Origin of the sequence: Desulfosarcina variabilis str. Montpellier (genome assembly GCF_048565275.1) — a bacterium.
Lineage (GTDB): Bacteria > Desulfobacterota > Desulfobacteria > Desulfobacterales > Desulfosarcinaceae > Desulfosarcina > Desulfosarcina variabilis.
In genome coordinates this window covers 2,145,730-2,165,409 of the sequence record NZ_CP159846.1, presented here as the reverse complement: position 1 = coordinate 2,165,409, position 19,680 = coordinate 2,145,730, and the positions used below count along the sequence as shown (strand labels likewise).

The 19,680-nt window shown below is 50.8% G+C and carries 20 protein-coding genes; 16 read left to right on the top strand and 4 right to left on the bottom strand.

The window, feature by feature from the left end; translation table 11 throughout:
- Window positions 1-210: 210 nt before the first annotated feature.
- The 4 genes from Dvar_RS09685 to Dvar_RS09670 all read right to left on the bottom strand — a co-directional run bounded on the left by Dvar_RS09685 (window position 211) and on the right by Dvar_RS09670 (window position 4,179).
- Window positions 211-1,719, bottom strand: a complete 1,509-nt coding sequence (locus tag Dvar_RS09685; protein WP_419661483.1) for a hypothetical protein — start codon at window positions 1,717-1,719, stop codon at window positions 211-213.
- A gap of 46 nt (window positions 1,720-1,765) precedes the next feature.
- Window positions 1,766-2,122, bottom strand: a complete 357-nt coding sequence (locus tag Dvar_RS09680; protein ID WP_419661482.1) for a hypothetical protein — start codon at window positions 2,120-2,122, stop codon at window positions 1,766-1,768.
- A 75-nt stretch (window positions 2,123-2,197) separates the two neighbouring features.
- Window positions 2,198-3,256 carry a histone deacetylase gene (locus tag Dvar_RS09675; RefSeq protein ID WP_419661481.1) on the bottom strand — a complete coding sequence of 353 codons (1,059 nt, stop codon included), beginning with the start codon at window positions 3,254-3,256 and terminating at the stop codon, window positions 2,198-2,200.
- Window positions 3,253-4,179: a universal stress protein gene (locus Dvar_RS09670; RefSeq protein WP_419661480.1), complete on the bottom strand. Its 927-nt coding sequence runs from the start codon at window positions 4,177-4,179 to the stop codon at window positions 3,253-3,255. Before Dvar_RS09670 ends, Dvar_RS09675 begins: the two co-directional genes overlap by 4 nt.
- 483 nt (window positions 4,180-4,662) lie before the next feature.
- On the opposite strand from Dvar_RS09670, the gene Dvar_RS09665 reads away from it, so the two are divergent.
- The 16 genes from Dvar_RS09665 (at window position 4,663) to Dvar_RS09590 (ending at window position 19,656) form a co-directional block, all read left to right on the top strand.
- Window positions 4,663-5,187, top strand: a complete 525-nt coding sequence (locus tag Dvar_RS09665; RefSeq protein WP_419661479.1) for a TIGR03546 family protein — start codon at window positions 4,663-4,665, stop codon at window positions 5,185-5,187.
- Entirely contained in the window at window positions 5,184-5,798 is a 615-nt protein-coding gene (locus tag Dvar_RS09660; RefSeq protein WP_419661478.1) for a hypothetical protein, read from the top strand. The genes Dvar_RS09665 and Dvar_RS09660 overlap by 4 nt, the downstream gene beginning before the upstream one ends.
- Window positions 5,795-6,967 carry a TIGR03545 family protein gene (locus tag Dvar_RS09655; RefSeq protein ID WP_419664092.1) on the top strand — a complete coding sequence of 391 codons (1,173 nt, stop codon included), beginning with the start codon at window positions 5,795-5,797 and terminating at the stop codon, window positions 6,965-6,967. Before Dvar_RS09660 ends, Dvar_RS09655 begins: the two co-directional genes overlap by 4 nt.
- Window positions 6,968-7,122: 155 nt before the next feature.
- A complete protein-coding gene (locus Dvar_RS09650; protein ID WP_419661477.1) occupies window positions 7,123-8,292 on the top strand; it encodes an ATP-binding protein in 1,170 nt (389 codons plus the stop codon).
- 1,027 nt (window positions 8,293-9,319) lie between these two features.
- On the top strand, window positions 9,320-9,493 hold the full coding sequence (locus Dvar_RS09645) for a Flp family type IVb pilin (protein WP_419661476.1): 174 nt from the start codon (window positions 9,320-9,322) through the stop codon (window positions 9,491-9,493).
- Window positions 9,494-9,596: 103 nt separating this feature from the next.
- The gene (locus Dvar_RS09640) at window positions 9,597-10,178 is read left to right on the top strand and encodes an A24 family peptidase (RefSeq protein WP_419661475.1); all 582 of its coding nucleotides are present in this window, start codon (window positions 9,597-9,599) and stop codon (window positions 10,176-10,178) included.
- Window positions 10,179-10,195: 17 nt separating this feature from the next.
- On the top strand, window positions 10,196-11,044 hold the full coding sequence (gene cpaB, locus Dvar_RS09635) for a Flp pilus assembly protein CpaB (protein WP_419661474.1): 849 nt from the start codon (window positions 10,196-10,198) through the stop codon (window positions 11,042-11,044).
- A 28-nt stretch (window positions 11,045-11,072) separates the two neighbouring features.
- Window positions 11,073-12,539, top strand: a complete 1,467-nt coding sequence (locus Dvar_RS09630; RefSeq protein ID WP_419661473.1) for a type II and III secretion system protein family protein — start codon at window positions 11,073-11,075, stop codon at window positions 12,537-12,539.
- 38 nt (window positions 12,540-12,577) lie between these two features.
- Window positions 12,578-12,856, top strand: a complete 279-nt coding sequence (locus tag Dvar_RS09625) for a hypothetical protein (RefSeq protein WP_419661472.1) — start codon at window positions 12,578-12,580, stop codon at window positions 12,854-12,856.
- A gap of 61 nt (window positions 12,857-12,917) precedes the next feature.
- Window positions 12,918-13,385 carry a TadE/TadG family type IV pilus assembly protein gene (locus Dvar_RS09620; protein WP_419661471.1) on the top strand — a complete coding sequence of 156 codons (468 nt, stop codon included), beginning with the start codon at window positions 12,918-12,920 and terminating at the stop codon, window positions 13,383-13,385.
- Between the two features lie 40 nt (window positions 13,386-13,425).
- On the top strand, window positions 13,426-13,857 hold the full coding sequence (locus tag Dvar_RS09615; protein ID WP_419661470.1) for a TadE/TadG family type IV pilus assembly protein: 432 nt from the start codon (window positions 13,426-13,428) through the stop codon (window positions 13,855-13,857).
- 18 nt (window positions 13,858-13,875) lie between these two features.
- Complete coding sequence (locus Dvar_RS09610; RefSeq protein WP_419661469.1) at window positions 13,876-15,099, top strand: pilus assembly protein TadG-related protein; 1,224 nt, start codon at window positions 13,876-13,878, stop codon at window positions 15,097-15,099.
- 35 nt (window positions 15,100-15,134) lie between these two features.
- On the top strand, window positions 15,135-16,283 hold the full coding sequence (locus tag Dvar_RS09605; protein WP_419661468.1) for an AAA family ATPase: 1,149 nt from the start codon (window positions 15,135-15,137) through the stop codon (window positions 16,281-16,283).
- 55 nt (window positions 16,284-16,338) lie between these two features.
- Window positions 16,339-17,685 (top strand): CpaF family protein, encoded by a 1,347-nt coding sequence (locus Dvar_RS09600; protein ID WP_419661467.1) that lies wholly within the window; start codon window positions 16,339-16,341, stop codon window positions 17,683-17,685.
- Between the two features lie 17 nt (window positions 17,686-17,702).
- Window positions 17,703-18,671 carry a type II secretion system F family protein gene (locus Dvar_RS09595; protein ID WP_419661466.1) on the top strand — a complete coding sequence of 323 codons (969 nt, stop codon included), beginning with the start codon at window positions 17,703-17,705 and terminating at the stop codon, window positions 18,669-18,671.
- Window positions 18,672-18,804: 133 nt separating this feature from the next.
- Window positions 18,805-19,656 carry a type II secretion system F family protein gene (locus Dvar_RS09590; protein ID WP_419661465.1) on the top strand — a complete coding sequence of 284 codons (852 nt, stop codon included), beginning with the start codon at window positions 18,805-18,807 and terminating at the stop codon, window positions 19,654-19,656.
- Window positions 19,657-19,680 lie beyond the last annotated feature (24 nt).

Below are 19,680 nucleotides of genomic sequence, written 5' to 3'. Positions count from 1 at the left end.
TTCAGTTGTTATTATTCCAGATATCCCTGGTTTTCAACACCTAACCTGAAGGGTTGGTTGTTTGTGGTTTGTGGTATACCACCCACCACCCTCGCCCCTCGCCCCTCGCCCCTCGCCGATCACCCATCACCCATCACCCATCACCCATCACCCATTACCCATTACCCATTACCCATCACCCATTACCCATCACCCATCACCGATCACCGATCACCGATTACCGATTACCGCTAAAACCAACAGCAAAACAAAAAGCACCTGCAACAGTCGCATGCCGCGCCGGCGCAGTCGCCAAGGCGGCAGGAAAAAAGCGACCATGAATCCGTTGGCCACATAAAGCGGGCTCAATACGATGAGATTGTCGGCCGTCCAGGCAAGAATCAGGGCCGCCAGGTATAGGTATCCCAGCCAGGCCACACTCAACGCTTTGAGCCGCCGGGGCCCACGCAACGCCGCATGAACCATGGCCGGCAATACCAACAGCGCTGCCACGGGTCCAAAGCCTGCCGGACCGCTGCCCGAAAATACCGGCACAAATTCGGCACTGGCCCCGGAACGCCCAAACAAGGATACCACCGTCATGTTATACAGGCCCGTCATCACCTGTTTCAGATCCAGACCGACCAGCCACACAAGGGCATTGCGCACGGCTTCGGTGGGATCGATACTGATGAACAGGTAGCGGATCAGGTTGGCCGTCGCGCCGATGATGCCGTCCGTATCAAAAACAACGGCCCGGCCCAGCAGTGGATGGCCGTGGACCAGGTTCAGCGCAAAAACAGGCACCTGAACCAATCCCATAGTCAGCAAAACAACCATGACCATTGGTATGGGCCGAGCGATTATCAGCTCGCGGCACAACAGCCAGCCGTGCCGGCGCATCATCACCACCGTCAGCAACAGCAACAGGACAAGAACCAGGGCCAGGCTCATGGGATGGGCGTCTATGGAAAAGCTCAGGCAAAGCAGGAAAAAGTAGAGATCCCACACCAGGTGCTGTTCCACCAGCCGATACAGCAGCAGCACGCACACAACAATGGCGGCAACGGATATCAGCTCGGCACACGGATGCATGGCCAGTCTCACCATACGCGGCATGCTCACCACCATCAGGGTGATGGTCAGCGCCATGGGCGGCCAGGCATATCGCCGGGCCAGCGCATATGTGGAAAACCCCACCGCCATATGGGCCAGCACCCCGAAACCACAGGCACCCGGGGCAAGTCCGAAACGCGAGGTGTGATAGAATAAGGCCGGGGCATTGAGTGGCGGAATCGGATGCAAAGAACTCCAAAGGGCCATGTTCCCGTGCAACCAGCCGAATTCCCCTCCCTTGACGGATTGGAATTCCGCTACTCCGTACCCGATTCCCGCCAGGATGGCCATCACGGCCCAGCCCCCGGCAATGATCAGGCAGGCAAATTGCTCCTGGCCGATCAGCCGGCCCACGGTGCGGAAACAGCCGGCAAGCAAGTGCCGTCGACGCACCCCAGCGGTCAGTACACCCACCAGGATGATCAGTTCCAGCACCAGTCCGGGCCACGGCGATCCAATAAAAATATCGACCTGATGAATCAGGGAAAGGGCCATAAAAAGCAGAAGAATACCGCCTGCACCGGCTTCGGCAATGGTATATCCCAACCGCCATAATAGAAAAAATCCCGCCAGGGCGAACAGCATGGTTTCGGCAGCTAGGCCAAGCGCAATCACCTGGGTCAAAACCCGAGTCTCCTACCCGCGGTCACCGGTTGCCGGGCAATTCGATTCATCCCCCCTCCCTTTCCTTGGCTACGGCTTTCTCGGCCTTCTCGGCCTTCAGATGGTCGACAATCTCGATCATGAAATCGCGCATGTTACGGGCTAGTCGCTCGCACTCGGGACAATAAATCTTGCGTACCATCTTGCCGTGAACATCGTTCTGGTGCCAATACCACTCGATGTAAGGCGATCCTTTACAAAATTTCTTGCCCGTATATTGGGCGATGGGACAGCCCACGCAGATCAACACGTAAAAAATGCGGCAGGGCGGGCAATCAAGCACTCCTCCGTCAGACCCCTTGCCGGCCAGAATGCGGTTCCATTTCCTTACGGACGCTTCCATAATGCTGATTTTACTTATCATTTTACCCCCTAGAATGATTAGGGATTGGCCTGGCCGGTCAAGGTCCCCTGGCCGTGATGGCCGGCCCGTATGGGATCAATCGTATTGGCTCAATTCCTCCCAAAAACGCCCGTGAACATGGGCACAACGATGGGTAATCGTTTTAACCCTGTTGTCATCCGCTGCCAGGGCCAGGGCGTTCACATCGGTGGTGGTGCAACCGGTCATTTCATCGATCATGGCCAGTACGCCGCTTGCCATCGCATCCGCGTCGTAGCCGCCCTCCAGACAGAACACCACCCGCCCGCGGCAAATCTCACGGGCCAGATCGAGCATCAGTCGGGTAAGGCCGGCAAACCCCGCCGGATTGACGTTCATGGCACCTAGTGGATCATCGGCATGAATGTCCAACCCTGCGGACACCAAAATCAGTTCCGGTTTAAAGGCCCGCACCACCGGCATGAACAAGCGCTGGTAAATGGCAATGAATTCACCGTCGCCGCACCCTTTCATCAGAGGCACGTTCATGGTGGTCCCTTCCCCCGGTCCCAGACCGGTCTCGGTGGCGTGACCGGTATTGGGGTAATGGGGAAACTGGTGCGATGAGAAAAAAAATACGTTTGGGTCACGTTCAAAGGCGTGCTGGGTGCCGTTGCCGTGATGCAGGTCCCAATCCACCACCATCACCCGGGCAAGGCCCATAATTTTGCGCGCCACCATGGCGCCAATGGCGACATTGTTAAATATGCAAAACCCCATGGCCCGGGTTCGTTCGGCATGGTGACCCGGAGGTCGGCAAAGCACCAGGGCATTGGCCAAGGTACCGTCCAGCACCTGGCCAATGGCCTTGATGACCCCGCCCGCAGCCATGGCGGCCACGTGAAAGGAACGATCGCAGGTCAGGGTATCGGCGCTGAGCGCCGCCCCACCCTTGCCCACGGTCGCCTTGACCTTATTTAAATATGCCGGGCTGTGGATCAGCAAAATTTCCTGGTCATCGGCAGCCTGAGGCGTGACGGTGATGAAACGATCAGCCATCGACGGCACCTGCAAACAATCGTAAAGACGCCGCAGCCGGCGCGGATGATCCGGATGCCCCGCATCGGTCACATGCTCAAGATAAACCGGATCCCAGACCACGCCGGTATGGGTCATTTGCCACCTCCTTTGGATGCGGCCTGCTTTTTGGGTTCCGGCACGGTCAGGACACAGCAGGGCGCGTGGCGCAGCAGCGCCTCGGTGGTGGAACCGGCAATCAAACGCCCCACCCGTCCGGAGGGTCGCACGCCCACGGCTATCAAATCCGCGGCCTGGGCCTGGGCAACCCCCAGCACCATCTCCTCCGGTTCCCCTGGTGCAACCATGGTGGAGACCTGTTTTTCATCCCCGAACAAATTACGGGCCGCCTGATCCAGGTGGTCCGCCACACGCGCCTGATATGCCTGCTGGGCCTGTGCATAGGACAGCCGGGGTTCGTCCAGGGGCATTTCCATGGGCCCTTCCACAGCGTGCACCAGATAGATGGACGATGTGGGATCAGGCTCAAACAGGTAAATAAGCTGTGCCAGTTGATGCCAGTGCCCGGATGCATCGCAACTGACGACCACCGTCTTAAAATCCGTGGCCTGTTCGTGCCCGTTGCCCGTGGTGGGCTTGACCACCAGCATGGGACAATCAAGGGTGCGTGACAGACGTTCCACCACGGTGCCGATAAAAAACCGCCGAAACCCCGATACGCCATGGCTGGCGGAAACCACCAGACAAGGGGGCAAGGTATCCACAACCGCCGTAATCTGCTCCACTGGATCACCAAATCGCACCACGGGCTCCCAGTCGACCGGCGTATCTTTCATAAGCCGCTGCATTTGCTGCCTGGCGGCCGCCATATGGTGGGTCAGGTCGCCACCGCGTTCGAAAACCAGTGTGGGATGAATCCGGTCCTGGGGGTGGTGGACCGCATGAAAAAGATACAAAGGGACCCCGGCCCGCCGGGCCAGCGCCACACCGTAATTGCAAACCAGCGAACAAAAAGGCGAAAAATCAACCGCACAAAGGATGGCTTGGATGGGGAATACCATGCTGGGATTCCTTATTGGTCATTTCTGGATGAACATTGTTTCACTTGAGCGACTGGCCGTTAGCTGTTGTCGATTAGAAAATAATTCAACAGAATTGCTGCATTTTGGTATTTAACCGAACAGGTGAACATTAAAGTGCGGAGAAAGGCTTAACGGACGGAAGCTAACGTCTAATTGCTAAAAGCTTATCGCTCACCTTGGGTAAGTGTATGGATAACTTATGATTCATGTCAATGCGAATGTCAGGAAAAGATCGGTGTTTATATTGAAGGTTGAAGGGTTAAAAGCACATGGTGTTGGGTTTCCCAATGTTCAACCTGACCTACATTACTGATCACCGATAACTGATCACCCATCACCCATCACCCATCACCGATTACCGGATACCATTTGAATAAACCGGCTTTTAAGATTAAAATAGGTTTTTCGTTCCTACCACCCCGATAAATCCGTCCGTTTATATTTAACGAAAGGAGAAATATTGTGATCGAAGCCATTGCCAACCTACTCAAAGTGCTCAATTCGGAGACCGAGCCGGGCCAGATTTCCCTGGCGCTGTGTCTCTCCATGATTATCGGCTTTACCCCGGTACTCTCTCCGCACAACCTGATCGTGCTGCTGCTGGCACTGGTGCTGCGGGTCAATCTGTCGGCCTTCGGCCTGGGATGGGCTTTTTTCTCGGCCATTGCCTACCTGCTTGATCCTGTTTTTGATTCCATCGGCCTCGCGCTGCTCACCGCCCCGGCTCTCAAGGCATTTTGGACCGGACTTTACAATACCGCCTGGTTTCGGTTGGATCTTCTCAACAACACGGTCGTTATGGGCAGCCTGGCCTTTTCCCTGGCCCTGTTCATCCCGGCCTTTTTTATCTTTAACATCCTAATCCGGCGCTACCGGGCGCACATTCTGGCCTGGGTGAAACGGACGCGTCTTGTGCAGGCCATTGAAGCCTCCAAATTTTACACGATCTATCAATCTGTATCCGGATGGAAAGGAGGTGCCGCATGAAACGCTGGATTCGCTGGAAGGGACTTATCGCTTTTGTTGTCGCCGTCATCGTTATCGCCGTGGTGTGGGTACTGGTGGTGGACATGGTAGTACGCCGCGGCATCGAGTATGCCGGCACCCGTGCCGTTGGCGCGCGGGTGGACCTGGCCAAAGCTGATCTGACGCTGTTTCCCACCGGCCTGGAACTGACCGGCCTGGCCGTGACTAACCCCGAGTCACCCATGCAAAACGCGGTTGAAATCAGCCATATGCAAATGGACCTGGACCCGGGATATCTGATCCGCCGCAAAGTGATCATCGGCGATATGGTAATGGAGGGTCTGCGTTTTGACACACCGCGTAAGACATCCGGTGAAGTGCCGGAACTTTCCGGCCCGGATGAAGAAACGGAACAGGAACCGGGCGACGGTTCTTCGCTGACTGACGGCGCCCTGGAAAAATTGTGTGGTGAATTCAGCATGCCGTCACTGACGCAGCCGGATGTCAAGGCTATCCTGGCCAAGGAACCATTAGCATCGGTCGAGCTGGCCCAGGACCTGGAAAAAAAGATCCAGGCGGACAAGGAGCTCTGGAAAAAGAAGCTCACCCAACTGCCCGATGAAAAAAACTGAAGGACTATGAGGCGCGCATCAAAAAACTGAAAGGCACCGGTGGCGGCCTGCAATCCCTGCTCGGTGCCGCCGGCGATGTACAAACGCTTCAGGCGGACATCCGCAAGGATCTCAAATTACTGAACGAGGCCAAAACCGCATTCACCAAGGATTTCAGCAATTATCGACAGCAGGTGGACACGCTGACCAGCGCACCGCTTGAGGATATTAAGCGGCTGGCGGAAAAATACAGTCTCACCACCAGCGGTCTTGGCAATCTCAGCCAGCTGATTTTCGGTGAACGGCTGTGCCGGTGGATGGGAACGGTTGCCAAGTGGTATGACAAAATCCGGCCGTACCTCGATAAACTCCCCGAGGGCGGGGACGAGGCCGACGAACCGGTGGAGCAGGAGCCCATCCGGGGCAAAGGAACCAATATCCGCTTTGCGGAAACGCCCCCCATGCCTGATTTTCTCATTCGTCGCCTGAAGGTCAGCGCCGAGCTGTCGGCCGGAACGTTTAGCGGCAAGGCCGAGAACATCACATTGGATCAGAACATCCTGGGCAGCCCCACCACCTTTGCTTTCTTGGGCAAAAACATGCCGCACATCGACGCCTTGAGCCTCAACGGCACGGCCAACTACATCAACCCCGCCCAGCCCAAAACCGATGCAAAGATGACGCTCAAGGGACTGGGCCTGGCCAATCTGGACCTGGTTCGCAATGATTCCTTTCCCCTGACCGTCAAACATGCCATTGGCGACCTGAACGTGGACTTTTCCACCGTGGACGGTGTGCTGGATGCCGCGGTTAAGGGTGACTTCAGCACGGTCCAGTTCGTGTCCGATACCGGCAAAAAGCAAACCGGCATTGCCGGCGCCATGGCCTCGGCCATCAGCGGAATCGATCGTTTCTCGCTGAACGCCAATGTTGCCGGTGCCATCAACGCCTATACCGTGGATGTGAGCTCCGATATCGACAAGGTGCTCAAGTCTGCCGTGGGCAACCTGGTTAAAAACGAATCCACCAAGTTCAAGGCAACGCTCAAAGAGGAAATCAACGCACGCCTCAAAGGCCCCATGGAAAAAGCCAACGTCAGTCTGACCGATTTGGATGCCATCGAGGCTGAATTGACCAAACGCCTTGACCTGGGTGATGATCTGCTGAAAGGGTTGAAGCTGCCGTTTTAATTCCCCCCCCCTCCGTGCCCCCTGTAGGAGCTGTCCATGACTGCGACCAAACACAATCGATCAACAACCATTATCGCAGCCATGGACCGCTCTAAAAAGGGTGCAACTTGAAAGTTAAAGTTGCAAATTGCACCCTATCAATTTATTGTTAAGTCATGAAACTGGTAAACCGTTCAATTGAGCCCGTATTGCAAACCTTGGCGGATCAGTACCCGGTGGTGACGATTACCGGTCCGCGGCAGAGCGGCAAAACCACCCTATGCCGAAAGGTGTTCCCGGACAAACCTTACGCGAATCTTGAATCGCCCGACATTCGCCAGTTTGCCATCGATGACCCAAGGGCATTTTTGGCACAATACCCTGATGGTGCGGTGCTGGATGAAATCCAAAGAGCACCGGACCTTGCATCCTATATCCAGCCAATGGTGGACGAGGCCGGCAAGGAAGGGATCTTTATCTTAACCGGCAGCCAGCAATTTGAAGTCAGCAACACCATCAATCAATCGCTGGCAGGGCGCACTGCCCTGGTAAAACTGATGCCGTTTGCCCTTGATGAAATTCAAACCGCCTTTTCCCTGCCGGATATAAGCCATTTACTGGTGCGGGGATTCTACCCTCGCATATGGGAAAAAAAGCTGAATCCTACCCAAGCACTTGGGGACTATTTCGAGACCTACATTGAAAGGGATTTGCGGCAGCTGATCACGATCAAGGATTTAAATCTGTTCCAGCGTTTTATCAAGTTATGCGCCGGGCGTGTGGGTCAATTGCTCAATGTCAACAGCCTGGGAAACGACGCAGGCGTGTCCCACACCACTGCAAAAAACTGGCTCTCTATTCTCGAAGCAAGTTATATCTTATTTTTCCTGCAACCGTACCATCGTAATGTTTCCAAGCGGCTGGTAAAATCACCCAAACTTTATTTTTACGATGTAGGCTTGGCAGCATTTCTGCTGGGTATAGAAAACGCAAAGCAACTGTCCAGAGATCCCCTTCGCGGCAGTCTTTTTGAAAATCTGGTTATCGCCGAAGCCTTGAAATACCGGTTCAATCAAGGAAAGAGAAGCAATCTATACTTCTATCGCGACAGCAGGGGAAACGAGGTTGATCTGATCCTCACCAATGAACCCGATCTTTTTCCGATCGAAATCAAAGCAGGCATGACCATCACCAGAGACTACTTTAAAGGACTGAACCATTTTGCCAAACTGTTTCCCGATAGCATTCCAAACGGTAGCGGCCTCGTCTATGGAGGCGAAACAGAACAGCAACGATCAAATGTCTCGATTGTTCCTGTTCAGTACTTGCACCGGCTTTTTGAGTAAGATGGAAAAGGGTTGGTTGCCGGTTTTATAATTCCCAACCCTCCTCCATGCCCCCCCTGTAGGAGCTGTCCATGACTGCGACCATCCACGATCGGTAAAAACCATTGTCGCGGCCATGGACCGCTCCTACAGAAAATCCGGAAGCACCGTAGGTTGGGTTGAGGAACGAAACACAACAAAATAAAAGCACATGGTGTCGGGTTTCCCAATGCTCAACCCAACCTACATTACCCATTACCCATTACCCATTACCCATTACCCATTACCCATTACCCATTACCCATTACCCATTACCCATCACCCATCACCCATCACCCATTACCGATAACCGATAACTGATCACCGACCACCGATCACCAATCCCCCCTCCCCGTCTCTCCCCCTATCAAAGAAACTGGATAACAATCACCACTTTCGCGGTAAAGCTTTTTTGAAATATTTCCAATATTTTGTAAAAACAGAATGCTTTCACAAAAACTATGGGAATAATTTCCCAATATTCCCGGAATTACCCATCTCCTATCCATTTCATTTCCCAATCAAAACATTTGGCCCAGGACTTGCGGTCGGGGTCACCCAACATTTTTTTTAAAAAAAGGAGCTCAGCGAAAAATATTATCTCCTTATCCGATAATCTTCATTCATTTTCTTTTGAAATTTTATTTTATTGTTTTCTTTTGCAATTTTCATCTACCGGCCTTTCACGGTCCACATTTTCTACTCGCCCACGTGTCTGCAAACACAGCCTCCAATCATTTAAAATTTGATCGAAATACCTTTTTGGCACATTGCGTGCTTTGTATGTAGATGTTTTTGGGATTAATTTCCCATTTCAATATTCTTCAATATGGGCGCCAGAACCGATTCAATCTCCCGCCGCCGAAGCCCATTTGAAAAAAAATTCAACCGAAAGGGGGTGAAAGAAGCATTTAGAGGGATGAGTACTTAAAAGGAAGTAATTCTTCCCGGTGTTGTAAGATTTTCAAAACCATTTTTTCAAAACCAATTTTACCGAAGGAGAACAAAAATGAAAAAACTGATCGCTTTTTTTAAAGAAGAAGATGGCCTGGAACTGACTGAGTATGCGGTAATGGGTGCTTTGATTGTTACTCTTCTTATAGCCGCCATCACTGGTCTTAGTACAGCCATTCAGGGGGAATTTGGTCGTTTAGCAGGTGTAATCACGGCCAACGGCAACTAGTAATTTAAATTTATGAGAGCCACTATATAGATGCCAAATTGAGTATGGTGGCTCTCATAACGTTACTTTGCTCCCATAAAATTTTGATCAAAGTTGAGATAAAATGGACAACTTTCTAATAATATTATTAATCATCGCCATGACTACCGCAGTGGTTGAGGATTTGAAACACCATAAAATACCAAATTTAGTAACGTTCCCAACCATGGCAATTTCGGTGACTTATTACACCTTTATAAATGGACATGAGGGTTTTCTGTTTAGTCTTGGAGGCATGATTTTTGGAACAGTATTTTTTATCATCCCTTACATCATGGGGGGAATGGGTGCCGGAGACGTCAAACTCATGGGAGCAGCCGGCGCTATTTTCGGCCCCAAAGGTATCATCATCGCCTCGATCATGGTCTTTTTAATTGGAGGCGTTTATGGTCTCCTGCTTATGTTGATAACCCCAGGATACACATCTTCCTTTCTGAGACGTCAGTGGTCCACACTCAAAACGCTTGTGCTGACAAAGCAAATCATCCTGGTCCCACCTTCCTTTGACGAAAACAGGCCCGTTTTAAAGTTTGCCGTACCGATCGCTCTTGGAGCTATGGGCTTTATGTATATGAAAGTGTTTGGTTACGATCTGTTTCCCGAATTATTGGGAGACAAATTCATGATATTCAGCATCCTTAAATAATATAAGGAGGGATACAAATGAGAAGATGGTCAGCAATTATACCTATTGTGCTTGCACTGGTGATCGCAACTGGAGGCAGCGTGTTTCTCTATAAATGGCTCCAGATGAAAACCGCTCCCAAGGCGGAAGTCCAAAAGGTGGAAGCTGAGGTCGTCAATGTTGTCGTCGCAGTCGTGGATCTGCCCTGGGGCACCAAACTCCAAAAGGACATGCTCAAAACCGTTCCATTTCTAATGGAAAGCCTGCCAACTGGCTACGAATCCGATCCAGCCAAGCTGGAGGGTCGAGTGGTGATCTCGCCGCTCAAGGCAACCGAGGCGGTGCTGGAATCCCGGCTGGCACCCGAGAGCGTGACCACGGGCGGTGTTTCTGCCGTAATCAAACCGGGCATGCGCGCCGTGGCTGTCAAGGGCGACAAGGTAATCGGCATTTCAGGCTTCATCAAACCTGGCAACCGGGTAGACGTACTGGTCACCCTCAAAGAGCCAAGATCAAAAAACGAGACAACCAAAATGGTACTCAGCAATGTTCTGGTCCTGGCAACGGGCACGGAGATCCAGGAGAAGGCTGATGGCAAAACCAGCCCGGTGGATGTCTACACCCTGGAAGTAGATCCGGAGCAGGCCGAACGCCTGGCTCTGTCATCCGCCGAGGGCAAGCTGCAGTTTGCCTTGAGAAATAATATGGATATGGAAACCGTGCTCACAAAGGGCGCCACAGTATCCAAGACACTGGCTTCCCTGCGGGGTGCCGATCCTAAAGTCGAAACAAAAACCAAGGTCAAAACATGGGTGCCCAGACGCCGGAGCCTGACCGTTGAAACCATCAAGGGCGACAAGGTCGGCAAAAAGAAGTTCAACATGTGATTATAGGTTAAAGGAAAGGGATATCAGTATGCTTCCGATTATTCAATCCAAGAAAAAATGGACGGCTCAAATGGTCCTGGCAATGTTGATCCTGTCGATACCATGCATAGTCCTGGCTGCAGAGTTTTCCGCACTGGAGTCGCGTACGATCAACAAGCTGGATCTTCTGGTAGGCAAGTCGCTTGTACTGAAGAGCTATGAACCAACCAAACGAGTATCCATCGCTAATCCTGATGTTGCCGACTTTGTATTGATTTCACCCACCGAGCTTTACCTCACAGGAAAGGCTGTCGGCACAACAAACATGACCCTGTGGCAAGGCAACGGGGGATACCAGGTCTTTGACCTGACGGTCGGATTCGATGTTTCCCTGCTGAAACAGCAAATCCACGGCATCCTTCCCGATGAAAATGACCTTCGTATATCGGCCGTAAACAATGCCATCACGCTATCGGGGCGGGTATCCAACGCGGCCAATCTTTCCCGGGTGTTAACCCTGGCAAAGTCTTATGCTCCTGAAGGCAAGGTAAATAATCTGGTGGAAGTGCGCGGCGTCCAGCAGGTTATGCTGGAAGTACGCGTGGCTGAGATGCAACGCAGCATGGCCAAACGGATTGGCGTCAACTTCAATTATCTGACCCAGGGTGGGAATTTTGGTGTCAGCCAATTGGGAGGTTTGACCGAACTCGTTAGTCCTGATGATGCCAATATTGCTGTACCCGGTTTTGTGGACCTGGGACATGACTTAATATCAGCCCCTTTCGGGACATTGGTTTCCCCCGCGGTTAGCGCACTATTCCGATTCAGCAGTAATGATACGACTTGGACCGGTTTCATCGACGCGCTAAAATCCGACGGTTTGGTTAAAGTACTTGCCGAACCCACCCTCATCGCCTTGAGTGGCAACAACGCCTATTTTCTGGCCGGCGGCGAATTCCCGATTCCTGTTCCCCAGGGAGACGGTGATATCACCATCAACTACCGTGAATTCGGTGTCAGACTGGCTTTCACCCCCACCGTCCTGGCTGACAATAAAATCAATATCCGGGTTGCTCCTGAAGTGTCTGAACTCGATTTCAGCACAGCAATTCAGTTCGAAGGATACGTTACACCGGGACTTACCACCCGAAAGGCAGAAACCGTAATTGAACTGGCCGACGGCCAGAGCTTTGCCATTGCCGGTCTGTTGAGAGAGACTGCCAGGGACGCGATGAGCAAATTTCCGATCCTTGGAGACATTCCAATTCTTGGGTCGCTGTTCCGCAGCCGGTCGTTCCAGAGAAACGAAACCGAGTTGATCATTATCGCCACCCCTCATCTGGTCAAGCCCCTGGACATGACCAAACAGCCTCTGCCCACCGACTTTTACGAAGAACCCAATGATGCGGAATTCTACATGCTGGGCATGATGGAAGGTCACAGGCAGGGAACATCGAAGGGCATAAAAGGCGATCTTGACGGTGAGTTCGGCCATGCCATGCCGGAACAGCCTTAAGCTATTTGAACTATAGAATGAAATACCAAGGGGGAATCATGTTGAGAACAACTATCACAAATATTGTAATCAGTGCCATCTTCATAGCGTCAGTCGTAGGCCTTTACGGATGCTCGGGAACAGCGACCGGAAGGCAGACCCGGCTTAACCAAAACTGGGGGCGCTCTTTTGAAAGCGCTCTTTATAACCAGACTCTGAACCCGGAAGCGGGGAAAAACCTCGAACCGGTTGAGGGAATCGACGGTTCGGCGGCCGAAGGCATCGTTTCCGATCACCTCAAGGGGCCTTCAAGTGGCTCGAAGCCTTCAGTTAAATGATGTTTCCAATAAACGCCAAGAAGCTTTAAGAGTAGTATTTAATAATACAGGGAAGCCTCACATGAAAAGCAACTCCAACCGGATTTTATTTACGAAAAAAGAAGATGGTGGGGCATTAGTGGAGTTCGCCATTCTACTGCCGATTTTATTGCTTATTCTGGGAGGAATCATCGATTTTGGCGCTCTCTACTATAACAAACAGGTATTAACGAATGCCAGTCGCGAAGGCGCCAGAATGGGCATTGTTAGACAATTGGATGGTGATGGAAATAAGATCATCGTACAAGAGAGTGATATACAAGAAACTGTTGGTGCGTATTGTGATGACCACTATCTATTGAGGTTTGCTGAAGACGCTGGCCCTATAGTCTCAGCCCCAGGCGTTAGCACGATTTCTTATCCTAGCACTCTTACGGTAACCGTGACCTATACACACACTTTTTTGTTGTCTCCGTTGTTAAATCTTTTTGGCGGTGAATTTGGACAGACTATCAACCTTTCTGCGGAAACCGTAATGAGAATGGAATAATCGCAGACTTTTTTCAATAGCTCTCGCGTTAGAGGTTTTCATGATTCTTACAATGATTCGAAAAAAAACGAAAAATGAGGCAGGCACTTCATTAGTAGAATTTTGTATTGTAGCCTTTGTATTGTTTCTCGTCGTGTTCGGAATCATCGATTTTGGCTTTTTGTTTTACAATCAGCACATCATCACCAATGCTGGAAGAGAAGGCGCCAGGCTCGGGGTTGTTGCTCGCCCCGAAGATTATAAGGTTAACAGCGCGGCCATAAGACAAGAGGTCAACAGCTATGCCGAAAATAACATTGTTTCATTTGGAGAGGACAACTTGGATGTAGATCCAGATTTTGAAGATGGAGGTGATTACTGTACTAGATTCCAAGAAAAGCTCTTCGTACATGTAACATACGATTATAATTTTATTTTCCTCCCCTTTGATCCACCAACAATAGAAACAACGGCAACAATGTTTTGTGAGTAACCGGATGAGAGGTTTTCTATGAGTATTAAACACCTAATAATGGATAGAAGAAAACAACAAGGTTCGGTAATCGTATTTGTTGCGATTTGCATGTTTCTATTTATCGGCCTTGCCGCACTGGCCATCGACATGGGCTATCTTTACACCACTCGCAACGAACTGCAAAATGTAGCTGATGCGGCCGCCCTTGCTGGTGCACGATATCTTGGAGAAGTGTATTCAAATCTTGAGCCCTCCCAAATGGGTAGTCATACATTTTCACAGGCTGAAGTTGTTGAAGCTGTACAGCAAGTAGCGTATCAAAACAGGGCCGCAAATGTAAACATTGATATCCAAAGTGCTGATGTCGTGATCGGTTCCTGGGATCCGGCAAATCCGGATGATGTAACACAATCTTATGTGGGACCTGATGCCGTAAGAGTTATAGCACGCCGTGAAGCCGGTATTAACGGGACGATCGCAACTTTCTTCGGCAGGGTGTTTGATATTGATGAGATGTCGGTAATTTCTGATATGGCCATCGCCGCCCTGACCGGCCCCGCATATGTTAATGAAGGCGAGCTCAAGACACCATTTGGATTGTCCGAAAACGTCTTCCCCAATGACTGCAGCGATGTGATTGCCTTTTCCCCGACTACAGATAGCTGTGCCGGCTGGCACAACTTTTTTGATGCCATCAACGCTAATGCAATGGAGGAAAAGCTTTTAGGGCTTATCCAAGGCGACGTAACTGACTACAGTGGTACACCTTTGACAAGTGGCCCCGACTGGCTGGCCGCCAACTTTGATTTGAATTCCCCTCCCGACTCTGAAGAAACACCAACTACGCTTGCTGGTGATGCTGAATTCGAATTCCAGGGAGGAACGATTTCAAGCCTTTTTCTGGGTGGCTATTTGGGAGAAGATTATGATGGCGATACTGGAACCACCTATGGAGATGCCAAACACCCTGCGCCAATGATAGCCTTGTTTGATTACTTTCGTTACCGTGACGGTGATCAGAACGACTCCGTCTGGACTGCTACCATACCTGTGTACGAAGATTCCGAGGATGGTTGTGAAAACCCGAATACATCACTGACAGTTGTTGGGTTTGCTGAAATCGTAATTTACACAACCGACCCACCACCCCTTTCAAGCCTTGATGTGCACATCGATTGCAACTTGAAGGTCATTGACGCCAGAGGAGGGGGCGCGAATTATGGCAACTTGAGAGGCACAATACCCAACCTCGTGAAATAAAATACTTTATTAAAGACGTTGAAATAGAGGCAAAAATGAGCCAGCAATATTCAGTAAGCATCAAAACCCAAAGCAGACAGATCGGGAAAGATCTTGAACGAATTGTCTTGTCAGCGGGAGGATTCCGGTTCAGTGACTCAAAAAAACGACCTGACATCCTTATATTCCATTTGGGTGAAGCATACGAAAAAGATTTCGACCAGATTGAATCTTTGTCGGCAGCCAATGCTATCGGAGAAATTTTTATCGTTTCCGAAAAGCAGGATACAAACTTGCTTCGCCGGGCAATGCGTTTAGGTGTCAAGGAATTTCTTTCCTGCCCATTGATTGAAAAGGAAGTTCATACAGCACTGGCCGCGTTCAAAAAGCGGATTCTACAATCCCCTATTAGCGAACCAACCCACAATGGACGAATCATTCACATGATGGGCGCCAAAGGCGGCGTGGGAACCACAACGGTAGCCGCCAACCTGGCCATGATGATCGCTGAATTAAAAAATGCGGGATCGGTGGCTCTGGTGGACCTGAACACCGTTTTCGGCGAGATACCGCTCTTTCTTTCCGTCAAGCCCAACTATCACTGGGGACAGATTATCAAAAGCATCGGCCGATTGGACAGCACCTTCCTGCTCAATGCCATGGCCAAGCACCCCTCGGGCGTTCACGTACTGCCCTCCCCCAGCTATCTGAACGGCCATCCGCCGGCAACGGCGGAGGTCATCGAGCGTCTTTTGACAGCAATGAAAAAAACCTTTGACTTCATTATCGTCGACGGCGGCCAGTCACTGGAAGGCCCCGTCCTGAAAACGATGGAGATGTCGGACCAGATCGTACTATTGACCCTATTGAGCTTGCCCTGCTTGCACAATACCAACAATGTTTTCAAATCTCTGGCCGGCTTAGACAATATACCCAAAGACCGCATTAAACTCGTGATCAATCGCTTTCTAAAAAAGTCCGACATCTCCATACCGGAAGCCGAGGACAGCATTAAAAGCGAGATTTTCTGGAAAATTCCCAACGACTACAAGACGTCCATGTCCGCCATCAACCGGGGCAAACCGATTTACGAGATTTCCGCCAGGGCCGGCATTACCAAAAGCCTGGCAGCCCTGGCAGATGCCCTGATCGATGGCAACGAGCAAAAGCCAGTTAAAAATGGATGGCGGTTATTCGGGCGGTAAGGATCGCCTTCAATGAAAAAGTGTTCAATACACCGAATATAAAGGGGGTATGCTTGTGGAAACCACCGCATTGGAAATAAACGAGATCATGGACAGGGACATTAAAGATGATCTCCTGCCCGAAGAGTATTTTGAATTCAAAAGCAAAATTCATGACCGCCTGCTCGACCTGGTGGACCTTTCCATCCTGGAGCGCGTAGAGCCCGACATGCTAAAACCGGAACTGCGCGCCGTGGTCAACAAGATCCTGAGTGAAGACCTGGAAGCCATTCCACTGAATGCAGGCGAAAAGGAAAAACTGTTCTCGGAAATCATCGATGAAGTCCTGGGGTTCGGGCCGCTGGAGCCGTTGCTGCAGGACCCCACGGTATCGGATATTCTGGTCAACACCTACCGTCAGGTGTATGTGGAGCGATTTGGACGGCTTGAGCCAACCGACGTACGTTTCAAGGACGACGACCACCTGAGGAAAATCATCGACAAGATCGTGTCCGCCGTGGGTCGGCGAATCGACGAATCCTCCCCCATGGTGGACGCCCGGCTGATGGACGGCTCCCGTGTCAACGCTATTATTCCGCCCCTGGCCCTGGACGGCCCCATGCTTTCCATCCGGCGTTTTTCCGTTGATCCGCTTGAATTGGAAGATTTGATCGAGTTCAACACTCTGGTTCCCAACGTGGGCGAGTTTCTGAAAGGGATCATCAAATCGCGCTTGAACGTCCTGATCGCCGGCGGGACCGGCAGCGGTAAGACCACCTTCCTTAACGTTCTGTCACGTTTTATTCCGTCCAAGGAACGCATCGTCACCATCGAGGACTCGGCCGAGCTGCAACTCAAGCAGCGCCATGTGGTTCGCCTGGAAACTCGCCCGCCCAACATCGAAGGCAAGGGTGAAGTCACCCAGCGGGATTTGGTGATCAACAGCCTGCGGATGCGCCCGGACCGGATTATCCTGGGGGAGGTGCGTGGCAAAGAGGCGTTTGACATGCTGCAGGCCATGAACACCGGCCACGACGGCTCCCTGACCACCATCCACGCCAACTCGCCCCGGGATGCCCTGATGCGGCTCGAAACCATGGTGGCCATGGCCAATTTTGAAATCCCGAGCCAATTTCTGCGGCGCTACATCAGCTCGGCCATCGATGTGGTGATTCATCTGGCCCGGTTGACGGACGGGTCACGCAAATTGATCAGCCTGCAAGAGATTACCGGTATGGAAGGCGACACAATCACCACCCAGGAAATTTTCTCGTTTCAGCGAAAAGGTGTCGACCAGGAAGGCAAGGTCCGTGGGCGATTCGCTTTCTGTGGAATCAGGCCCAAATTTATCGACCGGTTCAAAATGGCCGGCGTTGAAATTTCCCCTGCTATGTTCGACCCTTCCAATATTACCGAAATTTGAAGCAAAAGGGGCCAGATATGAGTTTACTGCTTTTTGGTTTCATGATTTTCACTTTATCGCTGCTCGTAATCGAGCTGTCGCTCTATTCTTACCGTAATATCAAATATCCGGACCGGAAGGAAGTGCGCCGGAGGCTGTTACAAAGCATGGCCGAGGAAAGCACACCAATTGGAGGAAGTATTCTTAAAAAAGAAGTTCTCAGCGATGTTCCATTTATTAATCGCCTGCTCACGCTTCTTCCAGGAATAGATCAGGTAAAACGGATACTCAACCAATCCAACGTAAAATTTACTTTAGGCTTTTTTATCCTCCTCAGCATGACTTGCGGCCTGATCGGTTATTTATTTACCTCCGTATTATTAAAAAACACACTACTCGCTTTGGCTTGCGCGATCATCGCTGGGAGCCTGCCCCTGCTTTATATAAAGTCCAAGAAAAAGAAGAGAATGCAAAAATTCGAGAAGCAATTTCCTGAAGCGCTGGATTTAATCGCCCGCGCCCTGCGGGCAGGACATGCATTTTCGAGCGGTATGAAACTCGCTGCCGAAGAATTTGACGATCCCCTTGGTACTTATTTCGAGGAAACCTTGGACGAAATCAATTTTGGCGTCAGCGTGGCAGATGCACTGACAAACCTTGCCCATCGGGTGGATTGCCCTGATACCAGGTTTTTCGTTGTATCGGTGATCCTGCAACGGCAAACCGGTGGGAATCTATCTGAAATCATCGAAGGGGTCGCCAGTCTGATGCGAGCCAGATTTAAGTTCAGGAGAAAAGTTCAAGCGCTCTCAGCGGAAGGGTTGTTGACAGGGAAAATCCTTGTAATCATTCCCATACTTCTTTTCATCGTACTTTATCTGTTAAATCCATCATATGCAGGCACTCTCATTTTCGATCCGGCTGGTAAATTCGCGGTAGGCATAACAGTCTGTCTGATTTTTTTAGGATATCTGGCAATCAAAAGAATTGTCCGATTGGATGTCTAACACCCCGGAGGGACACATGTTTTTTACAATCGAAAACATTCCACTTTTTGTTTCTTCATTGGCCTTCTTAGTTATCATTCTTTTTAGCCTGGGACTTTCAGTCTACATTCGAGGGCTAAGCCAGAAGCGCAGCATGCTGAAGAAAATTAACACAACAAACAATGACTGGACGGTAGTGGAACAGGAGCAATCGGGGCTTGAACTTTCCGATAAATCAAGCAACGCATTCGCAAAAATTCTCAGCGCCATTGGAATCAAGGCCAACACAAAAAAATCGGCTGAAGATGCCGATATAAAACTCAAGTTCTTGAGGGCCGGCATACGGGATAAAAATGCAATCACCATTTTCTGGGGGGTTAAGTTTCTGGCAGTTGTTTCCTTTCCCATGGTTTTTTTGGCCCTGGTGATTGGGTTCATGAAAGATATGCAGTTCAACCACGTGATATTGGGCACTGCGTTTATGATGACACTGGGCTTGCTCATACCAGAATTTTGGCTTCGCCTTAAAACTTCCAAGAGAAAGGAAAACCTGTTCAAATCCTTTCCTGACGCACTCGATCTATTGGTTGTGTGCATTGAAGCGGGGATGGGATTGGACGCGGCGATTCGGCGCACCGGGGAAGAACTGGCGCTGGGGCACCCGGAATTGAGCCAGGAAATGAATCACCTGAACCTTGAATTAAGGGGCGGCAAATCTCGTCAAACAGCCTTGAAGAACCTGGCCGAAAGAACAGACCTCGATGACGTAAACAGCCTGGTTACCTTGCTTATCCAGACAGACAAATTCGGCACCAGCGTCGCCCAGGCATTGAAGGTTTTTGCAGACAGCTTTCGCTCTGCAAGATTCCAACGGGCCGAGGAAAAGGCTGCCAAACTCGCAACCAAGTTAATATTTCCCTTAGCCATCTTTATATTTCCGGCTTTTTTCACCGTGGCTTTGGGGCCTGCGGCCATTCAGCTCTATAGAACCTTTATAGAGAAATAACACTCAGAATAATGAATGGAGAAT